The following is a 16,464-nucleotide window of genomic DNA, read 5'->3' on the forward strand; positions in this document are numbered from 1 at the left end:
GATATGCCGAACGACGGCCTGACGAGGCCGCTGCCGGCACACCGGACATCCCTGGAAGGGCGGATACGAGAAGCGTCGCCCGGGCTACCGAACCGGGCCGCGTTTTCGTGTGCGTCACCAGACTAGCGCCCAACGCCGACTAGGATCCTGTGCCATGACCCAGCTTCCACTGCGGGCTCTGCTCGCGAGCGCCCTGGGCCGCAGTGCCGCCACGCTGTCGAGGATGACCGGGCGCGGCGACGGCTCGGTGATCGGCGGTCGGGTCGGCCTGATGCTCGAGCCCGATCTGCTCCGGCAGCTCGCCCGTGACCGCAGGCTGGCCTTGGTCAGCGCCACGAACGGCAAGACCACCACGACCCGGCTCATCACCTCGGCGTTGCTGGAGCTCGGCGAGGTGGCCACCAACGCGTTCGGCGCCAACATGCCCGCGGGTCACGTCTCGGCGCTCTCCCTGCACAAAGACGCCCCCTACGGCGTGCTGGAGGTCGACGAGAAATACCTGCCCGAAGTCCTCGACACCACCGGCGCCGGCGTCGTCTGCCTGATGAACCTCAGCCGCGACCAGATGGACCGCGCGGCCGAGATCTGGCTGCTCGCCCAGAAGTGGCGCAGGGCGCTGTCCGGCAAGCCGACGCACGTCATCGCCAACTGCGACGACCCGCTCGTCACCTGGGGCGCCTCGACCGCGGCCAAGGTGACCTGGGTCGCGGGCGGCCAGCGCTGGAAGGAAGACTCCTGGTGCTGCCCCGAGTGCGGTGGGCCGCTCGACCGCAAGGACGCCGACTGGGCGTGCCGGGAGTGCACGTTCCACCGGCCTGAGCCGCAGTGGGTCCTCGACGACGACGCGGTGATCGATCCGCGCGGGCAGCGGTGGCTGCTGGACATCCAGCTGCCCGGCCTGGCCAACCGGTCCAACGCCGCGATGGCGCTGGCGGTGGGCGAGGCGTTCGGGCTGCCGGTCGAGCGGGCGCTGCCCCGGCTGCGCGAGGTCACCTCGGTGGCCGGCCGCTACACCACGGTCGAGCGGGACGGCCGCTTCGCGCGGCTGCTGCTGGCCAAGAACCCGGCGGGCTGGCTGGAGGCGTTCGACGTCTCCGACCCGCAGCAGCCGATCATCCTGTCGGTCAACGCGCAGGGGCCCGACGGGCGGGACACGTCCTGGCTGTGGGACGTCGACTACCGCATCCTGCGCGGCCGCCCGGTGTTCGTCACCGGCGAGCGGCGGCTGGACCTGGCGCTCCGGCTCGACGTGGCCGACGTGCCGTTCGCGCTCTGTGCCACGTTCACCGAGGCGCTGGCCATGCAGCCGCCGGGTCGCGTCGACGTGATCGCCAACTACACCGCCTTCCAGCAGATCCGATCGGAGTTCGGTCGTGCCGTCTGACAGCGCCCTTCGCATTGTCTGGATCTATCCCGACCTGCTGAGCACGTACGGCGACCAGGGAAACGTGCTCGTCCTGGAGCAGCGGGCTCAGCGCAGGGGCATCGAGACCGAGACCGTCTACGTGCGGTCGGCCGATCCGGTGCCGGAGACCGGCGACATCTATCTCATCGGCGGCGGCGAGGACCGTCCGCAGATCCTCGCGGCGGCGCGGCTGCGCAAGGACGGTGGGCTGCACCGCGCGATCGCGCGGGGTGCGGCGATGCTCGCGGTCTGCGCGGGCTACCAGATCATGGGCAGTACGTTCGGCGGCGAGGAGGGCCAGCCGGTCGACGGCATCGGCCTGCTCGACATCGCCAGCTCCCGCGGTCCCCAGCGGGCGGTCGGCGAGCTGGTGGCCGAGGTGGACGCCGAGCTGGGCCTGCCGACGCTGACCGGCTTCGAGAACCACATGGGGGTCACCCGCCTGGGCCCGGGCGTCAAGGCGCTCTCCCGGACGACCGTGGGGGTCGGCAACGGGGACGGGTTCGAGGGGTGTTACGCGGGGCACGTCGTCGGGACCTACCTGCACGGGCCCGCGCTGGCCCGCAACCCGGCGCTCGCCGACCTGCTGCTCTCGTGGCGCGCGGGCGAGCTGGCCCCGCTCGACGACACCCGCTACGAGCAGCTCCGACAGGAGCGCCTGGCCGCCGTTCGGGCCAACTGAGCCAAGTCACGGCACAGCCCGGCCGGCCCCAGTCGCCGACCATGGCCGGGCGCCTCCAGGGATACGGCCGCTGATCCCGCACAGGGCCGGGCGCCGTTACGAGGTGTCCTCGGCCGCCCGCGTGGTCAGCGCGCCGGCCTTGGCGTGCAGGTAGCGCTGCTGCTGGAGGCTGCTCGTTCGCCGTGCGGCCGCCTCGTACGCCGCCCGGGCCGCCCGGTGGTCCCCCGACCTCTCCAGCAGGTGCGCCCGGACCGCGTGCAGGCGGTGGTCTTCGGCTATCCGTACGTCCTTCTCCAGCTCTGCGAGCAGGGCGAGACCCGCTGCCGGGCCGTCGACCATGGCGGCCGCGACGGTGTGGTTGAGCGTGACCACCGGGTTGTCGGAGAGCCGCATCAGGAGCTCGTACAGGGCCTTTATCTGCGGCCAGTCGGTCGCCTCCGCGGTGGGGGCCTCGTCGTGCAGGGCGGCGATCGCCGCCTGGAGCTGGTACGGGCCGGTCGGGCCGCGGGGGAGGGCGTTGGTGATGAGGGCGATGCCTTCGGTGATGCAGGACGTGTTCCAGAGCGTTCGGTCTTGTTCGGCCATGGGGATCAGGGAGCCGTCCGGGCCCGTACGCGCCGGTCTGCGGGCGTCGGTGAGGAGCATGAGGGACAGCAGGCCCGCCACCTCGGCGTCGTCCGGCAGCAGGCGGTTGACCAGGCGGGTCAGGCGGATCGCCTCGGTGGTCAGCTCGGTGCGCTGCAGGGCCGGGCCGGAGGTGCTGGCGTAGCCCTCGTTGAAGATCAGGTAGAGGACGTGCAGAACCGCGGCGAGCCGTCCCGCGCCGTCCTCACCGGAGGGGAGGCCGCTGTCCTTGATGCGGTTTTTGGCCCGGGTGATGCGCCGGGTCATGGTCGCCTCCGGGACCAGGAACGCCCTGGCGATCTCCGCGGTCGTCAGGCCGCCGACGGCCCGCAGGGTGAGCGCGATCTGCGACGCGGGCGACAGCGAGGGATGGCAGCACATGAACAGCAGGATGAGCGTGTCGTCGGACTCCGCCGCCGGCCGGTCGGCGGCGGGCGCCAGCCACTGGTCGGGCAGGGTCCAGCGTGAGACGGTGTCCTCGCGCTGCCGGCGGGCCTGCTCGCTGCGCAGCAGGTCGGTCAGCCGGCGCGCGGCGACCGTGATCAGCCAGCCGCGCGGGTTGTCCGGAAGGCCCTCTTCAGGCCACTGCAGGGCGGCCGCGAGCAGCGCCTCCTGCGTCGCGTCCTCGGCCGTGGCGAAGTGCCCGTAACGCCGTACCAGCGCGCCGAGAACCTGCGGCGCCAGCCCGCGCAGCAGGTCCTCGACCTCGCCGCCGGTCACAGCTCCTCGAAGCTCCCGGCGATCGGCCGCACGTCCACGTGCCATTCGTGGGTCAGGGTCGCGTTCGCGGGGTGGGGAGTGCCGGCCAGCCGCGCGGCGATCTCGGTCGCCCGGTCGAAGCTCGCGCACTCGACGATCGTGTAACCGGCCAGGACCTCCTGCGTCTCGGAGTAAGGGCCGTCGGTCACGACCGGCACCCCGTCCTTGAGCTGGACCCTCCTGGCGTGGACGGGCTCACTCAGGCCCTGCGCGTCCACGAACTCCCCGGATTCGACCAGGGCGTTGTTCCACGACTCCATGAAGGCGTGCATCGCCGCGACGTCCTCCCCGGACCAGGCCGGGTTGCCGGGCTTTCCGGCCAGGTTGTCGTAGTCGCGCTGGGTGCCGAACATCATGATCATGTACTTCACGATCTCTCCTCTCGGTCGGCACCACCGCGGTGCCGCACATCAGAGACGTCGGAACCAACGGACCGCTCCGGACAGCTAGTACACGAGAGCCTGTGCGTCCTTCGCCACGGCCTCCTCGACGAAGGTGGAGGCGCCGGCGATGCGGATGCCGGGGATGAGGTCGTCGGCCGTGATCTCGCGCCGGGCCGCACACTGGGTGCAGACCGTCACCCGGCCGCCCGCCAGAACGGCGTCCAGCAGGTCCGTGAGCGGAGCGGCGTGGGCCAGGTTGAACTCCTTGGCCCTCCCCGGCAGCCCGAACCATGAGGACTCCCCGGTCAGCCAGAGCGAGACCGGAACACCGCTCGCGAGCGCGGCGGCCGCGACCGTGAACGCCTGGTTGCAGCGCTCAGGGGCGTCGGCGCCGGCGGTCACCTTGATCACCAGTGATCGTGCCATGCTCGTCACCCTAACGCTCCTTCCCACCGGACGTCTTAGAGCGGGTGGGCCAGTAGAGTTTGATGCCATGGAAGATGCTGATGTCCAGGTGCCGGTGCATCCCGATCTGGAGCCGATCGCGTTCCTGATCGGCCGCTGGGAGGGCGCCGGTGTCGGGGGTTATCCGACGATCGAGAGCTTCAACTTCGGTCAGGAGATCGAGTTCGGCCACAACGGCAAGCCGTTCCTGTCGTACGTGAGCCGCACCTGGCTGCTCGACGACGCCGGCAACCGGGTCAGACCCCTCGCCACCGAGTCCGGCTACTGGCGGCCGCAGCCCGACCGGCAGATCGAGGTGCTGCTGGCGCATCCGACCGGCATCGTGGAGATCTACATCGGCGAGGTCGTCTTCCACAAGATCGAGCTGCGCACCGACGTGGTGGCGCGCACCGCCTCGGCCAAGGAATACACCGCGGCCACCCGCCTGTACGGGCTGGTCAAGGGCAACCTCATGTGGGCCTACGACATGGCCGCGGTCGGGCACCCGCTCACGTCGCACATGTCGGCGGAGCTCAAGAAGGTAGCTTGATCCATATGAGCACCCCTTTCACCGCTGAGGCGGTCGAGGCGATCAAGCGGCACATGAACGACGACCACTCGGACGACTCGCTGATCATCGTGCGGGGGCTGGGCGGGCGGCCCGACGCGACGACCGCGGTCACCAGCGGGGTCGACGGCGAGGCGATCGAGTTCACGATCGACGGCGGCGAGCGGGTCAGGGTTTCGTGGGGGGAGACGCTGACCGAGCGCCCGCAGGTGCGTATGGCGGTCGTCCGCCTCTACCGCGAAGCCTGCGACAAGCTCGGCATCCCAGCCCGCGGCGCGCACTGACCGAGGGCAAAAAAGAAGGGCCCCAGGCGGCGTTCCACTCGTGATTGAGCGGGCCGGATGGACCACGGACGGGATTGGGTCCCGCCCTCCGGCTGCCGGGGGCCCCGGTGGTTGTCTCGAATTCGCCCAACAGACGAGACATCAGTCCGCGTCGTTAGCGGACAACCACCTCGCTAGTCCAACTATGAATCACCATTGTTTGGACCACCTCCTTTCCGCGTACCCCAGAAGCTATGCGCTCGGCCGCGGAGGGGGCAAGCGATTAATACTCAGCCGTAGACTCGGAGGCATGACGGAGACGCAGTGGCACGAAGAACTCCGCGCCAAGGGCTACCGGGTGACCCCGCAGCGGCAGCTCGTGCTCGAAGCGGTCAAGGCGCTCGAGCACGCCACGCCCGAAGAGATCTCCGTCAAGGTGCGCGAGACGGCCCGCGGCGTCAACATCTCGACCGTCTACCGCACGCTGGAGCTGCTCGAAGAGCTCGGCATGGTCACTCACACCCACCTCAGCCACGGCGCCCCCACCTACCACCTGGCGGCGGACGCCGATCACCTGCATCTGGTCTGCCGGGGTTGCGGCGCGGTCAGCGAGATACGCCCGGAGATCGCCGACGGGCTGGTCAAGGGCCTGGACGACGAGCTCGGCTTCGTGGCCGACGTACGCCACCTGACCGTCTTCGGCCGCTGCCGCAACTGCCGATAACCTGGAAGGCATGCGTAGCCCTCTGCTCGACCTCCCGGGTGCCGTCGCCGCCGACGGCCCCGACTCCGATGTAGCCGCCCACTACGGTGACCTGTTCGCCGAGCAGCGGGCGCTGGTCAAGGGCGAGGCGGTGGTCGACCGCAGCAACCGCGAGGTGATCCGCATCTCCGGGGCGGATCGGCTGAAATGGCTCAACGACCTGACCTCGCAGAAACTCGACACGCTGGCTCCCGGCGAGTGGACGCAGACGCTCGACCTCGACCTCCAGGGCCGGGTCCTGCACCACCTGACGCTGGTCGACGACGGCGAGACCGTGCTGGCGCACGTCGAGCCCGGCACCGCCGACAGCCTGGTGGCCTACCTCGACCGGATGCGGTTCATGCTCCGCGTCGAGGTGTCGCGCGCCGACGACCTGGCGGTGCTCTCCTCCGCGACCGAGGACTTCCTGGTGCCGCGCGCCGAGCTGCCCGACCACCTGGGCAAGCCGCTGGCCGGGCTCTGGGCGTACGAGGCGCTCCGCATCGAGCAGCACCGGCCCCGGCTCGGCTTCGACACCGACCACAAGACGATCCCGCACGAAGTGGGCTGGATCGGCTCTGCCCTTCACCTCAGCAAGGGCTGCTACCGGGGCCAGGAGACGGTCGCCCGGGTCCACAATCTGGGGCATCCGCCGCGGCGGCTGGTGTTCCTGCACCTCGACGGCAGCGTTGACACGCTGCCGGTGCACGGCGCCCCGGTGATCTTCGAGAGTCAGGAGGTGGGGGTGGTCGGCTCCGCCGCCCGCCACCACGAGCTGGGCCCGATCGCGCTGGCCATGGTCAAGCGGACGGTGCCGGTGGACGCGCCCCTGCTCGCGGGTGGCGTCGCCGCCGCCCAGGAGGTCATCGTCCCGCCCGACGCGGGCCGCAACGTCACCATCGACCCGGCTATGCGCCGCCGCCTCCGATAAATCGATCCGTCCCGCGCGGCCAGTCCGTCTTTACGCGCGCAGATAATGGGCCCAATACCCCTGCCAGGAGCCATACCGCCCGGCCAGGCCACGGAGCTCGTCCTCCGACAGCTGTCGGCCATAGACCCGCGCGGCGGAGCGGACCAGCTCCCGGTCGATCGGGGCCTCGTCCATCCTGCCCAGGCCCCTGATGAGGATGAACGACGCCGACCACGGCCCGATGCCGGGCAGGCCGCGCAGGAAGTCCTTGACCTCGTCGTAGGGGGCGGTTCGGAGGAAGTGCTCGTCCACTTCCGCCCACGCCCTGAGGGAGGCGTACAGGCGGTCGCCCTTGGTGGAGTTCCCGGCGAAGGCCGTGAGCAGGTCGGCGGGCACGGCGAGCAACTGGTCCAGGTCGGGGAAGGCGGCGTACTCCTCGCCGTCGAAGGTCAGCCGGTTGCCCACGTGTGACACGAGGGCGTCCTTGGCCTTGGTGGCGACCGCCATCGGCACCCGCTGGCAGAGGATGGCCCAGACCAGGTTCTCCAGCGGAGAGGGGAACTTGACCTGGTGGTAGCCGTACAGGTGGTCCATGACCAGGGCGAAAGGCAGGTCCTGCTTGCCGATCGCGTAGAAGGGCGCGAGGTCGTCGGCGAGGCTGAGGTAGAAGGACAGGCGGTCGGCGGCGGCCGACACTGCCTGTTCGGTCAAGGGCTGGTCGGCGTGCAGGTCACAGCGCAGGCCCTCATCGGCGGGGGTGAGCCGGGCGACCATGGTCTGGCCGCCGGCGCGCAGCGCCTTCGTCAGCGACTGCTCGGCCAGCTGTTGCTCGCCCGCCGTCGCGGGGAAGCGCCGCAGGAACCTCAGCGAGGCGGCGAAGTCGAACGGCGCCGTCGCGGGAAGGGTGATCGTCGTCATGACATCCTCGGAGTGGGACTAGGTCGCCAGAGGGCGGAGCATGGCTATGAGGCCGGTGCTGTCGGGGACTGACCGGAAGAACTCTGCGTCGGCCCGCTCCACCTCGGTGACAGCGCGCTGAGCCAGCTCCTGGCCCTGCGGGGTGAGGCGCAGGCGCCTGGCCCGGGTGTCGCCGGGGTCCACCTCGCGTACGAGGAGACCCTTCTCCTCCAGCTTCCGCAGCACCTGCGAGGTCATCTTGACGTCGGTGTCCGCGTGCCTGGCGATGCTGAGCTGGTTGGGGTGCTCGCCCTGCGTGTTCAGCCACCACGTACTGGCCAGCAGCACGAACTGGACATGCGTGAGGTCGAGCGGTGCCAGGGCTGCCGTGACGGCCCGCTGCCAGCGCAGCGTGACCCGCCAGAGCAGGAATCCCGGACTGTCGTCAGCCGCGGTGGGCATCGGCATCATGCCCATAGACTACACACAGATCGTCTGCGCGCAGATTATATGTCGAGCACCAGCGTGATCGGTCCGTCGTTGACCAGGGACACCTGCATGTTCGCGCCGAAGCGGCCCGTCTCCACATGTGCCCCGAGCGCCCTGAGCTCCTCCACCACGGCGTCCACCAGCGGCTCGGCGACCGGTCCAGGGGCGGCGGCCTGCCAGGTGGGCCGCCGGCCCTTGCGGGCGTCGCCGTACAGGGTGAACTGGCTGATCACCAGGAGCGGCGCCGACACGTCGGAGCAGGACTTCTCCCCGTCCAGGACGCGCAGGCCCCAGAGCTTGGCGGCGAGCTTGCGCGCCTCGGCGCGCGTGTCGGTGTGCGTGACGCCGACCAGCACGAGCAGCCCCGGCTCGTCGATCGCTCCGACGGTCTCCCCGCCGACTACCACGGACGCGGTGCTCACTCGCTGCACGACTGCTCGCATGGGAACCCATTCTGGCCCAGGTCAAAAGCTTCGTAGACTTCGTGCCGAAAAGGGGGTGGCGAATGTCGCTGGTTGTGGAGGTCGTCCGGTCCGGGTTCGTGGAGTCGACCCATCAGGTGCGCATGCTCACCATGGACGCCTCAGGCGAACCGGTCGAGGCGCACGGCGCGGTGCACGTGCCGGCCTCGCCGCGATCGGCGATGAAGCCGCTCCAGGCCGTCGGCATGCTCCGCGCCGGGCTCGCGCTCGACGGCGAACTCCTCGCGCTGGCCTGCGCGTCCCATTCCGGGGAGCCCTACCACGTGGACGGCGTACGGAAGATCCTGGCGGGGGCCGGGCTGGCCGAGTCGGCGCTGCTCTGCCCCGAGGACTACCCCGACGACCGGGCGGCGACCGACTACGGCCGCGTCTACATGAACTGCTCGGGCAAGCACGCCGCCATGCTCGCCACCTGCGTGCTGAACGACTGGCCGCTCGCCACATACCTGGAGCCCGCGCATCCGCTGCAGCGGACGATCCGCCGCACGGTGGAGGAGCTGACGGGGGAGCGGGTCGCGGCCTCGGGAGTGGACGGGTGCGGCGCGCCGCTGTTCTTCGTCTCGATGGTGGGCGTGACGCGGGCCTTCCGCGCGCTGCCTCTGGGGGAGGCGGGCTCGTACGAGCGGCGGATCTTCGACGTCATGCGCGCGCATCCGGAGTGGACGTCCGGCACCGTCCGGGCGGAGGCCGAGCTGATGCGGGCCCTGCCGGGGCTGATGGTCAAGGTGGGCGCGGAGGGGTTCGACGCGTTCGTGTTCGAGGACGGGCGGGTGGGCGCCGTCAAGGTCGAGGATGGCGCCCAGCGGGCCCGCATGCCCGCCACGGTGGCGGCACTGCGCTCGCTCGGCCTGGACGCCCCGGAGCTGGACCCGATGGCCCGCCCGCCGCTGATGGGCGGCGGACGCGCCGTGGGCGAACTACGCCTGCGCTGAGTGCCCCTACAGGGTGCGGAACTGGCGGCTGGCCGAGATCGCGCCCGAGGTCGTGGTGGTGAACGTACGCATCGACCCGGCGAACTTAGACAGATCCCACTCAGCCGGGCCGTGATACCAGTACAGATTGTCGGACTGGTGGCCATTGCCGGTGACCGAGGCGACGACCCGGGACCAGTGCTCCACCCCATCGAAGATCACCGCGTACGGGAGATACCGGGAGAACAGCTCCACCCGGTGCTGCTCGGGCACCTCCCCGAGATCACCGGAGAACAGGTACTCGCGGAAACCCAGCGTGTGCGCCAGCGCGGCCGAGCCCTTGGCGGTCTTGGCGGGCATGTACTGCCCGCCGACCGCCAGCGCGCCGCCCGCGATGACCAGCGCCAGTCCCAGCAGTCCGTAGGTGGTGAACCAGGCGAGCGCCACCGTGGCCAGCAGGCCCAGGCCGATGAGCGCCACGCCGATGACGGTCCAGCGCGTACGCTCGGTGTCGGGACGGCGGGCGAACCACCCCTGCGTCACCACGTCGGTGTAGAGGGCGTCGCGGACCTTGCCCAGATGGCTGGCGAACGAGCCGGACAACTGGGACAACAGCACCATGTCGCGCCCGTCGAAGATGGCGTCGTAGAGCGCCCGCTCATACGGCAGCAACGTGTTGACCGGCGCGTTCGGCAGCCTGACCAGCGTCCAGTCGGGCGCGTCGTAGGCCTGCCGCGGCTGCTCGTCGATCCGCAGGTAGCCGCGGACCGCGAGGTCCACGATCGTCGCGGTGACGTCGACCACGTCGGCTTGTTCGTCCACGAGCGTGCCGATCTGGCCGGGCCGTACCCCGTCGGGCGGGGAGAAGTGCCCGTTCTGAACGGGTGCGACCGTGTTCCGCTCGTTTCCGGCGGCCCGGGAGTCGCGTCCGCGCGTCCAGTAGAGCAGGCCGACGCCGCCGAGCAGGAGCACCAGCAGGGCGGCGAGCGCGCCGCCGGTGACGGCGTTCAGCGTGAAGGCGCCGGCCAGCGAGAAGCGCCGTTCCAGGATCGGCGCGCCGCTGGTGGAGCCCTTGGTGTAGCCGACGACCACGGTCAGCGCCTGGCCGGGGCCGACGTTCTGCTGCTCGAAGGTGGCCTCGGTGGCGCCGTGGTCCATGGAGGCGGACGTGCAGCCGATGGCCGAGGTCAGCTCGCCGGCGAAGCACGACAGGTTCTGCACCTGACCGGGACCGCTCACCTTGACCGTCGCCTTGGCGACCGGCGTGCTCCAGCCGTTCACCGCGAACCAGCGCAGTTCCTCGATCGCGCCCGCGGGAGTCACGGCCCCCTTGACGTCGTACTCGACGGTGCCGGGCGCCTTCATGGTCAGCACGTCGCCGGCGAGTGTGCCGCCCTTGACGTTCGAGATCTGGTACAGCCGGTCGTTGTCGTCGTCGAAGCGTGTCCTGGTGAGGAAGGTCCGCTTGAGCTCCCCCGAGCCGTTGCTGATCTTCTCCACCACGTGCAGCGTGCCGTTCTTGGCGAGGCTCATGGTCACCTCGTCGGTGATCCCGGCCGCCGCCGTGGCGGGGACGGCGGTCAGCGATAGAGCGACGGCCCCCAGTATGGCCAGCGTGCGCCTGATACCCGTCATGGCGGCACATCGTAGCGGTTCGTACACCTTGTGCGGGCAGGTGGGATCAATCCAGCGTGATGCCGTTGGCGGCCCGCTCGACGCTCTCCGGAGCCGCGGCCTGGCCCGGGTTCTCCAGGGCGAGCGCCTGGTTGAGCTCGACGAACGGCCGCATCCGCTGCTCGTAGCGGTCGAACGCCTGGCCGGTGTCCCTGGCCAGCTCCTGAGCCAGGACGTACGCGCCGACCATGGCCAGGCTGGTGCCCTGACCGGACAGCGGCGAGGCGCAGTAGCCCGCGTCGCCGACCAGCGTGACCCGGCCCTCGGACCAGCGGTCCATCCGGATCTGCGCCATGGCGTCGAAGTAGAAGTCATCGGCTTCCCACATCGCCTTCAGCAGCCGGGGCGTCTCCCAGCGCAGCTCCGAGCAGTGCTCCTCGATGAGCCGCTTCTGCTGCTCGACGTCGCGGTAGTCGTAGGCGACGGGCTCGGAGCCGAAGCCGATGTTGACCCGCATCGAGGCGTTGCCCGGGACGGTGTAGAGGCCGAACCCGGCCTCGCCCTCCCGGTGCCACACCTGCCAGCGGTCCAGGTCGAGGAAGTTGGCGGCGCTGTAGATGGCCACGTACATGCCGAGGTGGTTGATGAACCGCGACTCCTCGCCGAACACCAGCCCGCGCACGTTCGAGTGCAGCCCGTCGGCGCCGACCACGTAGTCGAAACGTCGCCGCAGGCCGCTCTCGAAGGTCACCTGGACTCCCTGGTCGTCCTGGTCGAGTGCCGCGATCGAGTCGCCGTAGAGATATTCGGTGCCTTCGGCCGAGGCGGCGATGACCAGCGCGGTCAGGTCGTCACGCATGATCTCGATGTCGGGGCTGTCCAACCGGCCGCCGCTGATTGTCTCCTCGGTGCTGCGCATCAGCTCGTTACCGTCGCCGTCGACCATCGACATGCCGCGCATGTCGGTCTTTTTGGCTCTTGCCTGCTCCAGGATGCCCATGCGCGCGGCCACCTCCAGCGCGGCTCCCCGGATGTCGATCGCCTGGCCGCCCCGGCGGGGCTCGGGGGCGCGTTCGACGACGGTCACGTCGAAGCCGTGCTCGCGCAGCCAGTAGGCCAGGACGGGGCCGCCGATGCTGGCGCCGGAGATGAGGACGTTCATGGCAGGGTCTCCCTTGTCTGCTGTTGACGCTGTACGAAGTGAATGTACGGCGTACAGACAGGGTTTGCAACAGGGATTCTGCTAATCTCTGTACTAGTACAGGGGTGGGGAGGCCGGGAGTCGTGGAAGCAGCGCCGCCGTACGTGCGGATCGTCGATGACATCAAGCGCCGCATAGCGGACGGCGAGTTGCGGGCCGGGGATCGGGTGCCCTCCACCCGGCAGCTGGCCAGGGACTGGGACGTCGCGCTGGCCACCGCCGCCAAGGCGCTGGCCCGGCTCGCGCAGCTGGGCGTGGTCGTGGCCGAGCCACGCGTCGGCACGGTCGTCGCCGGGCCGCCGGGCCGGTCACCACGACGCCCGCACAGCGACCCCGACGACCCAAGCCGTGACACGAGCCACGGCCCCGCGCACGACCCGGCGCGTGATACGGCGCGTGACCCCATGCGTGACCCCGCGCGTGACTCCGGGCGTGACCCCGCGCGTGACTCCGGGCGTGACCCCGCGCGTGACCGGGGGCGAGAGTCTGGGCGTGATGCGGCGCGTGATCTGACGCGGGATCGGGTCGTGCGGACCGCCGTCGAGATCGCCGACGCGGAAGGGCTGTCCGCGCTGTCCATGCGCGGCGTGGCCGGCCGGCTCGGCGTGGCCACCATGTCGCTCTACCGCCACGTGGGCAGCAAGGACGACCTGGTCGAGTTGATGATCGACCAGGTGCTCGGCGAGTTCCCGCTCCCCGCCGAGCCCCCGCACGGCTGGCGGACCCGGCTGGAGGTGGCGGCCCGGCTGCAGTGGGCGGCCTACCGGCGGCACCCGTGGATGGCCCGGGTCACCTCGCTGACCCGGCCGCTGCCGTCACCCAGCCTGCTCAAGCACACCGAATGGGCGCTGGCGGCGATCGACGGCCACGGTCTCGATCCGGAGACCATGATGCACGTGCACATCCTGATGTACAGCTACGTCGAGGGGATCGCGGCCAACTTCGAGCTGGAGAGCCAGGCGCAGGCCGCGACCGGCCTCACCGACGACGAATGGATGAAGGCCCAGGACGCGCAGCTGACGGCCATCGTCACCTCGGGGCCCTATCCCACCTTCGTCGACGTCGTCGCGCGGATGGGAGGCGACTTCGACCTCGATTTCGACCGGCTCTTCGAGTTCGGCCTGGGACGGCTGCTCGACGGACTGGCCGGGATCATCGAGAGGGACTAGTCGGAGATCGCGATGCGGAGACGGCGGAAGCCGCGCCCCTTGCTCTCGATCTTGGCCACCCTGATGTGCCCGATCTGCTTCGTCGAGGCGACGTGCGTGCCGCCGTCGGCCTGGGTGTCCAGCCCGACGATGTCGATGATCCGGACGTCGGCCACGTGCTCCGGCACCAGGTTCGTCGCCGTCCGGATGATGTCCGGGATCTCGAAGGCCTCCTGGCGCGGCAGAACCCGTACGTCGATGCGCCGGTCCGCGACGATCTCGGCGTTGCACGCGTCCTCGACCGCCTCCTTGAAGCCCGGCGGCACCTCCGGCAGGTTGAAGTCCATCCGCGCGCTCAGCACGTCCATGTTGCCGCCCGTCACCAGCGACCCGTGGTCGCGGAACACGACGCCGCACAGGACGTGGAGCCCCGAGTGGGTACGCATGAGGGCCGAGCGGCGTTCGTCGGCCACCGCCCCCTGGACGACCGTGCCGACCGGCGGTATCGGGTCGCCCTCTGCCGGAATCAGGTGCAGATCATCGGCTTTGCGCACCCCGACGATCCGGGTTTCCACCCCCTGCCAGAGCAGAACTCCGTGATCTGCCGGCTGGCCGCCTCCACCCGGATAGAATGCCGACTTGCTCAGGACGATCCCGTCGGGTGTGGAATCCAGGACGACGGCTTCGAAGTCGCGCAGATTCTGATCCGACAATTCGAGCCGTTGTGTCCGCCCGTGGAGGTCATGAGTCATGTCGGCAGCTTAAGCCCCGAGGTGGTTATGCGCGGCCTGCTGGATCGAGCCCTGATCGCACCGGCTGTCGCGATATTGGGGATTTGTTGCGCGATATCGGGATGCGGCGGTGGAGCTGGTGAAGCGTGGCCAAGCCCCGCGCAGTTCCGCTCCGAAACGCCCGCGCCGATGCACGGCTGGCCGTCGGGGCCGGCGAGCGGATCGGCCGCGCCCGTCGTGATGTTCGTCGGCGACAGCTTCACGGTCGGCTCCGGCCCGGTCCCCACCTGGCGGACCTACGCCGCCGAGTCGGCTCGCCTGCTGGGCTGGCAGCCGGTCATCGCGGGCGCGGGCGGCACCGGCTATCTCAACAAGGGCCGCGTCGGCCGTACGTTCCGGCAGTCGTTCGAGGCCGAGCTGGCCTGGCGCCCCGCCCCCGACCTGCTGATCATCTCAGGCGGCCACAACGACTGCCGCTGGTCCGCGGAGAGCGTGCGGCGAGCGGCGGAAGGCCTCATATCCGAGGCGAGGGCCCACTGGCCGCGAACCCGCATCGTCATGATCGGCCCCATCTGGCTGCGCGGCACCCCGCGCAAGGCCTATCGGGTGCGTGACGCCCTGTCGGGCCTGGCCCAGCAGGAAGCCATCCCCTTCCTGGACCCGCTCGACGAACCCCGGACCCCACCAGGCCAGTTGCTCCCCGACGGGATCCATCCGACCGCCGAAGGCCATTTCCACCTGGCCAAATGGCTGACGGACGCCATCGGCCGGCTGCCGAAGGGGGAAGGTCACCAAGGTCCGTAAGGGCCGTTGTTGCCGCCGCGTCCGCCCATGCCCTTGACGGCGGGCTTGACGTCGACGATGTAGACCGTCGCCGCGATGACGGCGATGATCGAGAAGAACCCCAGCCCGATCCCGATGAACTGCGTGCCGCCCACGGCCATGAAGGCGTTGTAGTAGTCCCACGCGCCCGCGGCGGCGAACAGCGTGGCGAGGACCAGGATGATCAGCCAGAGATTCTTCTGCAGCTTGCCGGCCGACACGAACGCGTTGGTCGGCACCCGTAGCGCGTGCACCAGCGCATAGATCGACATGCCGAGGATGCCGGCCGCGAGCAGCAGAAAGAGAAGATTCAGCCCGCCGTTGATCATTTCCATGTGAGTCCGCCCAACGCTCGCGATGAAACGGCCCCAGCCTAGTAGGCGCCCCTGACAAACGAGCACCATCAACGCGGAAAGGCCCGCCTCGTGGAGGCGGGCCTTCGCTCACGGTCAGGCCTTGGGCGTGGTGGCCTTGGTGGTGCGGGGCTTCTTGACGGGAGTGGCGACGGGCGGCTCGGCGGCCTCCGACACCTCCTCCAGCTCCAGCGCGGCCTCGCCGCTCGCCTTGCTGACGACCTTGCGCCCACGGGTGGCGAAGTCCTCGTAGGCCTCGGTGGCGAGGACGGTCAGCTGGTCGGCGTAGGTGCGCGCCTTCTCGGGGAACTCCTTGGCGAAGCCCTCGGCCTTGTCGGCGTAGGTGCGGGCCTTCTCCGGCAGGTCCTTGGCGATCTCGGCGCGGCGGGACTGCAGCTTCAGCAGCTGCTCGGGCAGCTCGCGCAGCTTCTCCACGGCGTAGTCGCCCACGCCCGCCACGGCGTAGAAAGGCTTGGAGTCGGTGAGCTTCTTGACCTCGGTGGCCAGCGTCATGGGTTAACCTTCCTTGGTTTCCTGGTTGGCGGTGCCGTTGCCGGTGGACGCCGCAAAAGGCTCAAGCGCGGCGAGAAATTCCTCGGGCAGCGGCTCGTCGTCCGATTCGGAGTCGTGCCGGAGATGAGCGTTCTGGGAGGTCTGCTCGTCTTCGGCCCGCTTCTCTTTGCGAAACGACTCATAAATGTCGATCAGCACCTGGCGTTGCCGCCCGCTCAGGAGCGGGTCGGCGCGGATCGCGGTGATCACGTCACTCGGCGGCTCGCGATCCTCGATGAGGCCCGCTTGCACGTAGAGCGCCTGCGAAGAGATGTGCAGGCCTTTGGCGATCTGGTTGAGAATCTCCGCGCTCGGCTTACGCAGACCGCGCTCGATCTGGCTGAGATAAGGGTTGGACACCCCCGCGGCCGTCGCGAGCTGGCGCAGGGAGATCTTCGCCTGCTGCCGCTGCTCGCGGATGTATTCGCCGATCGAGCCGACCTTCGGTAGTGCCATACCGATAGTCTGCCTCAGAGTGCTTGCA

21 protein-coding genes are annotated in these 16,464 nt (G+C 69.9%); 9 read left to right on the plus strand and 12 right to left on the minus strand.

Going from position 1 to position 16,464, the window contains the following annotated elements:
• Positions 1 to 154 precede the first annotated feature (154 nt).
• Positions 155 to 1,384 (plus strand): MurT ligase domain-containing protein, encoded by a 1,230-nt coding sequence (locus tag ACGFNP_RS15380; RefSeq protein ID WP_358334648.1) that lies wholly within the window; start codon positions 155 to 157, stop codon positions 1,382 to 1,384.
• On the plus strand, positions 1,374 to 2,087 hold the full coding sequence (locus ACGFNP_RS15385) for a glutamine amidotransferase (protein WP_358334651.1): 714 nt from the start codon (positions 1,374 to 1,376) through the stop codon (positions 2,085 to 2,087). The genes ACGFNP_RS15380 and ACGFNP_RS15385 overlap by 11 nt, the downstream gene beginning before the upstream one ends.
• Positions 2,088 to 2,183: 96 nt before the next feature.
• On the opposite strand, the gene ACGFNP_RS15390 is transcribed toward ACGFNP_RS15385, so the two are convergent.
• From ACGFNP_RS15390 to ACGFNP_RS15400, 3 genes are all read right to left on the minus strand, one after another.
• On the minus strand, positions 2,184 to 3,476 hold the full coding sequence (locus tag ACGFNP_RS15390; RefSeq protein WP_393318854.1) for an RNA polymerase sigma factor: 1,293 nt from the start codon (positions 3,474 to 3,476) through the stop codon (positions 2,184 to 2,186).
• Positions 3,428 to 3,832 carry a YciI family protein gene (locus tag ACGFNP_RS15395; RefSeq protein WP_393319692.1) on the minus strand — a complete coding sequence of 135 codons (405 nt, stop codon included), beginning with the start codon at positions 3,830 to 3,832 and terminating at the stop codon, positions 3,428 to 3,430. The genes ACGFNP_RS15390 and ACGFNP_RS15395 overlap by 49 nt, the downstream gene beginning before the upstream one ends.
• An 84-nt stretch (positions 3,833 to 3,916) precedes the next feature.
• Positions 3,917 to 4,279, minus strand: a complete 363-nt coding sequence (locus tag ACGFNP_RS15400; protein WP_358334655.1) for a DsrE family protein — start codon at positions 4,277 to 4,279, stop codon at positions 3,917 to 3,919.
• A gap of 67 nt (positions 4,280 to 4,346) precedes the next feature.
• Between ACGFNP_RS15400 and ACGFNP_RS15405 the strand changes: the two genes are divergently transcribed.
• The 4 genes from ACGFNP_RS15405 (at position 4,347) to ACGFNP_RS15420 (ending at position 6,801) form a co-directional block, all read left to right on the plus strand.
• A complete protein-coding gene (locus tag ACGFNP_RS15405; RefSeq protein WP_358334658.1) occupies positions 4,347 to 4,847 on the plus strand; it encodes an FABP family protein in 501 nt (166 codons plus the stop codon).
• Positions 4,848 to 4,852: 5 nt separating this feature from the next.
• A complete protein-coding gene (locus ACGFNP_RS15410; protein ID WP_358334659.1) occupies positions 4,853 to 5,149 on the plus strand; it encodes a DUF2470 domain-containing protein in 297 nt (98 codons plus the stop codon).
• A 289-nt stretch (positions 5,150 to 5,438) separates the two neighbouring features.
• Entirely contained in the window at positions 5,439 to 5,852 is a 414-nt protein-coding gene (locus ACGFNP_RS15415; RefSeq protein ID WP_393318858.1) for a Fur family transcriptional regulator, read from the plus strand.
• A gap of 10 nt (positions 5,853 to 5,862) precedes the next feature.
• On the plus strand, positions 5,863 to 6,801 hold the full coding sequence (locus ACGFNP_RS15420; protein WP_358334663.1) for a glycine cleavage T C-terminal barrel domain-containing protein: 939 nt from the start codon (positions 5,863 to 5,865) through the stop codon (positions 6,799 to 6,801).
• 30 nt (positions 6,802 to 6,831) lie between these two features.
• Here ACGFNP_RS15420 and ACGFNP_RS15425 read toward each other — a convergent pair whose 3' ends face one another.
• Genes ACGFNP_RS15425 through dtd form a run of 3 tightly spaced genes read right to left on the minus strand, consistent with a single transcriptional unit; the run spans position 6,832 to position 8,609 of the window.
• Positions 6,832 to 7,698 carry a DNA-3-methyladenine glycosylase family protein gene (locus ACGFNP_RS15425; RefSeq protein ID WP_393318861.1) on the minus strand — a complete coding sequence of 289 codons (867 nt, stop codon included), beginning with the start codon at positions 7,696 to 7,698 and terminating at the stop codon, positions 6,832 to 6,834.
• Between the two features lie 18 nt (positions 7,699 to 7,716).
• Positions 7,717 to 8,148: a MarR family transcriptional regulator gene (locus tag ACGFNP_RS15430; RefSeq protein ID WP_358334684.1), complete on the minus strand. Its 432-nt coding sequence runs from the start codon at positions 8,146 to 8,148 to the stop codon at positions 7,717 to 7,719.
• 35 nt (positions 8,149 to 8,183) lie between these two features.
• Positions 8,184 to 8,609, minus strand: a complete 426-nt coding sequence (dtd, locus tag ACGFNP_RS15435) for a D-aminoacyl-tRNA deacylase (RefSeq protein ID WP_393318864.1) — start codon at positions 8,607 to 8,609, stop codon at positions 8,184 to 8,186.
• Between the two features lie 62 nt (positions 8,610 to 8,671).
• Between dtd and ACGFNP_RS15440 the strand changes: the two genes are divergently transcribed.
• A complete protein-coding gene (locus ACGFNP_RS15440) occupies positions 8,672 to 9,580 on the plus strand; it encodes an asparaginase (RefSeq protein ID WP_358334690.1) in 909 nt (302 codons plus the stop codon).
• Positions 9,581 to 9,586: 6 nt separating this feature from the next.
• On the opposite strand, the gene ACGFNP_RS15445 is transcribed toward ACGFNP_RS15440, so the two are convergent.
• Together ACGFNP_RS15445 and ACGFNP_RS15450 are read right to left on the minus strand one after the other, a co-directional pair.
• Positions 9,587 to 11,194 carry a DUF2207 domain-containing protein gene (locus ACGFNP_RS15445; protein ID WP_393318867.1) on the minus strand — a complete coding sequence of 536 codons (1,608 nt, stop codon included), beginning with the start codon at positions 11,192 to 11,194 and terminating at the stop codon, positions 9,587 to 9,589.
• A 46-nt stretch (positions 11,195 to 11,240) separates the two neighbouring features.
• Entirely contained in the window at positions 11,241 to 12,335 is a 1,095-nt protein-coding gene (locus ACGFNP_RS15450) for an FAD-dependent monooxygenase (protein ID WP_393318870.1), read from the minus strand.
• A 122-nt stretch (positions 12,336 to 12,457) separates the two neighbouring features.
• Here ACGFNP_RS15450 and ACGFNP_RS15455 point away from each other — a divergent pair, with 122 nt between their 5' ends.
• Complete coding sequence (locus ACGFNP_RS15455; protein WP_393318873.1) at positions 12,458 to 13,543, plus strand: TetR/AcrR family transcriptional regulator C-terminal domain-containing protein; 1,086 nt, start codon at positions 12,458 to 12,460, stop codon at positions 13,541 to 13,543.
• Here the strand turns inward: ACGFNP_RS15455 and ACGFNP_RS15460 are convergent.
• Positions 13,540 to 14,274: an alanyl-tRNA editing protein gene (locus tag ACGFNP_RS15460; RefSeq protein ID WP_393318876.1), complete on the minus strand. Its 735-nt coding sequence runs from the start codon at positions 14,272 to 14,274 to the stop codon at positions 13,540 to 13,542. The two genes, ACGFNP_RS15455 and ACGFNP_RS15460, sit on opposite strands and share 4 nt — an antisense overlap.
• A 168-nt stretch (positions 14,275 to 14,442) precedes the next feature.
• Between ACGFNP_RS15460 and ACGFNP_RS15465 the strand changes: the two genes are divergently transcribed.
• Complete coding sequence (locus tag ACGFNP_RS15465) at positions 14,443 to 15,057, plus strand: SGNH/GDSL hydrolase family protein (RefSeq protein WP_393318879.1); 615 nt, start codon at positions 14,443 to 14,445, stop codon at positions 15,055 to 15,057.
• On the opposite strand, the gene ACGFNP_RS15470 is transcribed toward ACGFNP_RS15465, so the two are convergent.
• The 3 genes from ACGFNP_RS15470 to ACGFNP_RS15480 all read right to left on the minus strand — a co-directional run bounded on the left by ACGFNP_RS15470 (position 15,042) and on the right by ACGFNP_RS15480 (position 16,436).
• On the minus strand, positions 15,042 to 15,410 hold the full coding sequence (locus ACGFNP_RS15470) for a DUF2516 family protein (RefSeq protein ID WP_358334707.1): 369 nt from the start codon (positions 15,408 to 15,410) through the stop codon (positions 15,042 to 15,044). The genes ACGFNP_RS15465 and ACGFNP_RS15470 overlap by 16 nt on opposite strands.
• A 114-nt stretch (positions 15,411 to 15,524) precedes the next feature.
• Positions 15,525 to 15,941, minus strand: a complete 417-nt coding sequence (locus tag ACGFNP_RS15475) for a hypothetical protein (protein WP_393318882.1) — start codon at positions 15,939 to 15,941, stop codon at positions 15,525 to 15,527.
• 3 nt (positions 15,942 to 15,944) lie between these two features.
• Positions 15,945 to 16,436 (minus strand): helix-turn-helix domain-containing protein, encoded by a 492-nt coding sequence (locus ACGFNP_RS15480; protein ID WP_358334713.1) that lies wholly within the window; start codon positions 16,434 to 16,436, stop codon positions 15,945 to 15,947.
• Positions 16,437 to 16,464 lie beyond the last annotated feature (28 nt).

Origin of the sequence: Nonomuraea sp. NPDC049269, assembly GCF_043197155.1 — a bacterium.
Classification (GTDB): Bacteria; Actinomycetota; Actinomycetes; order Streptosporangiales; family Streptosporangiaceae; genus Nonomuraea.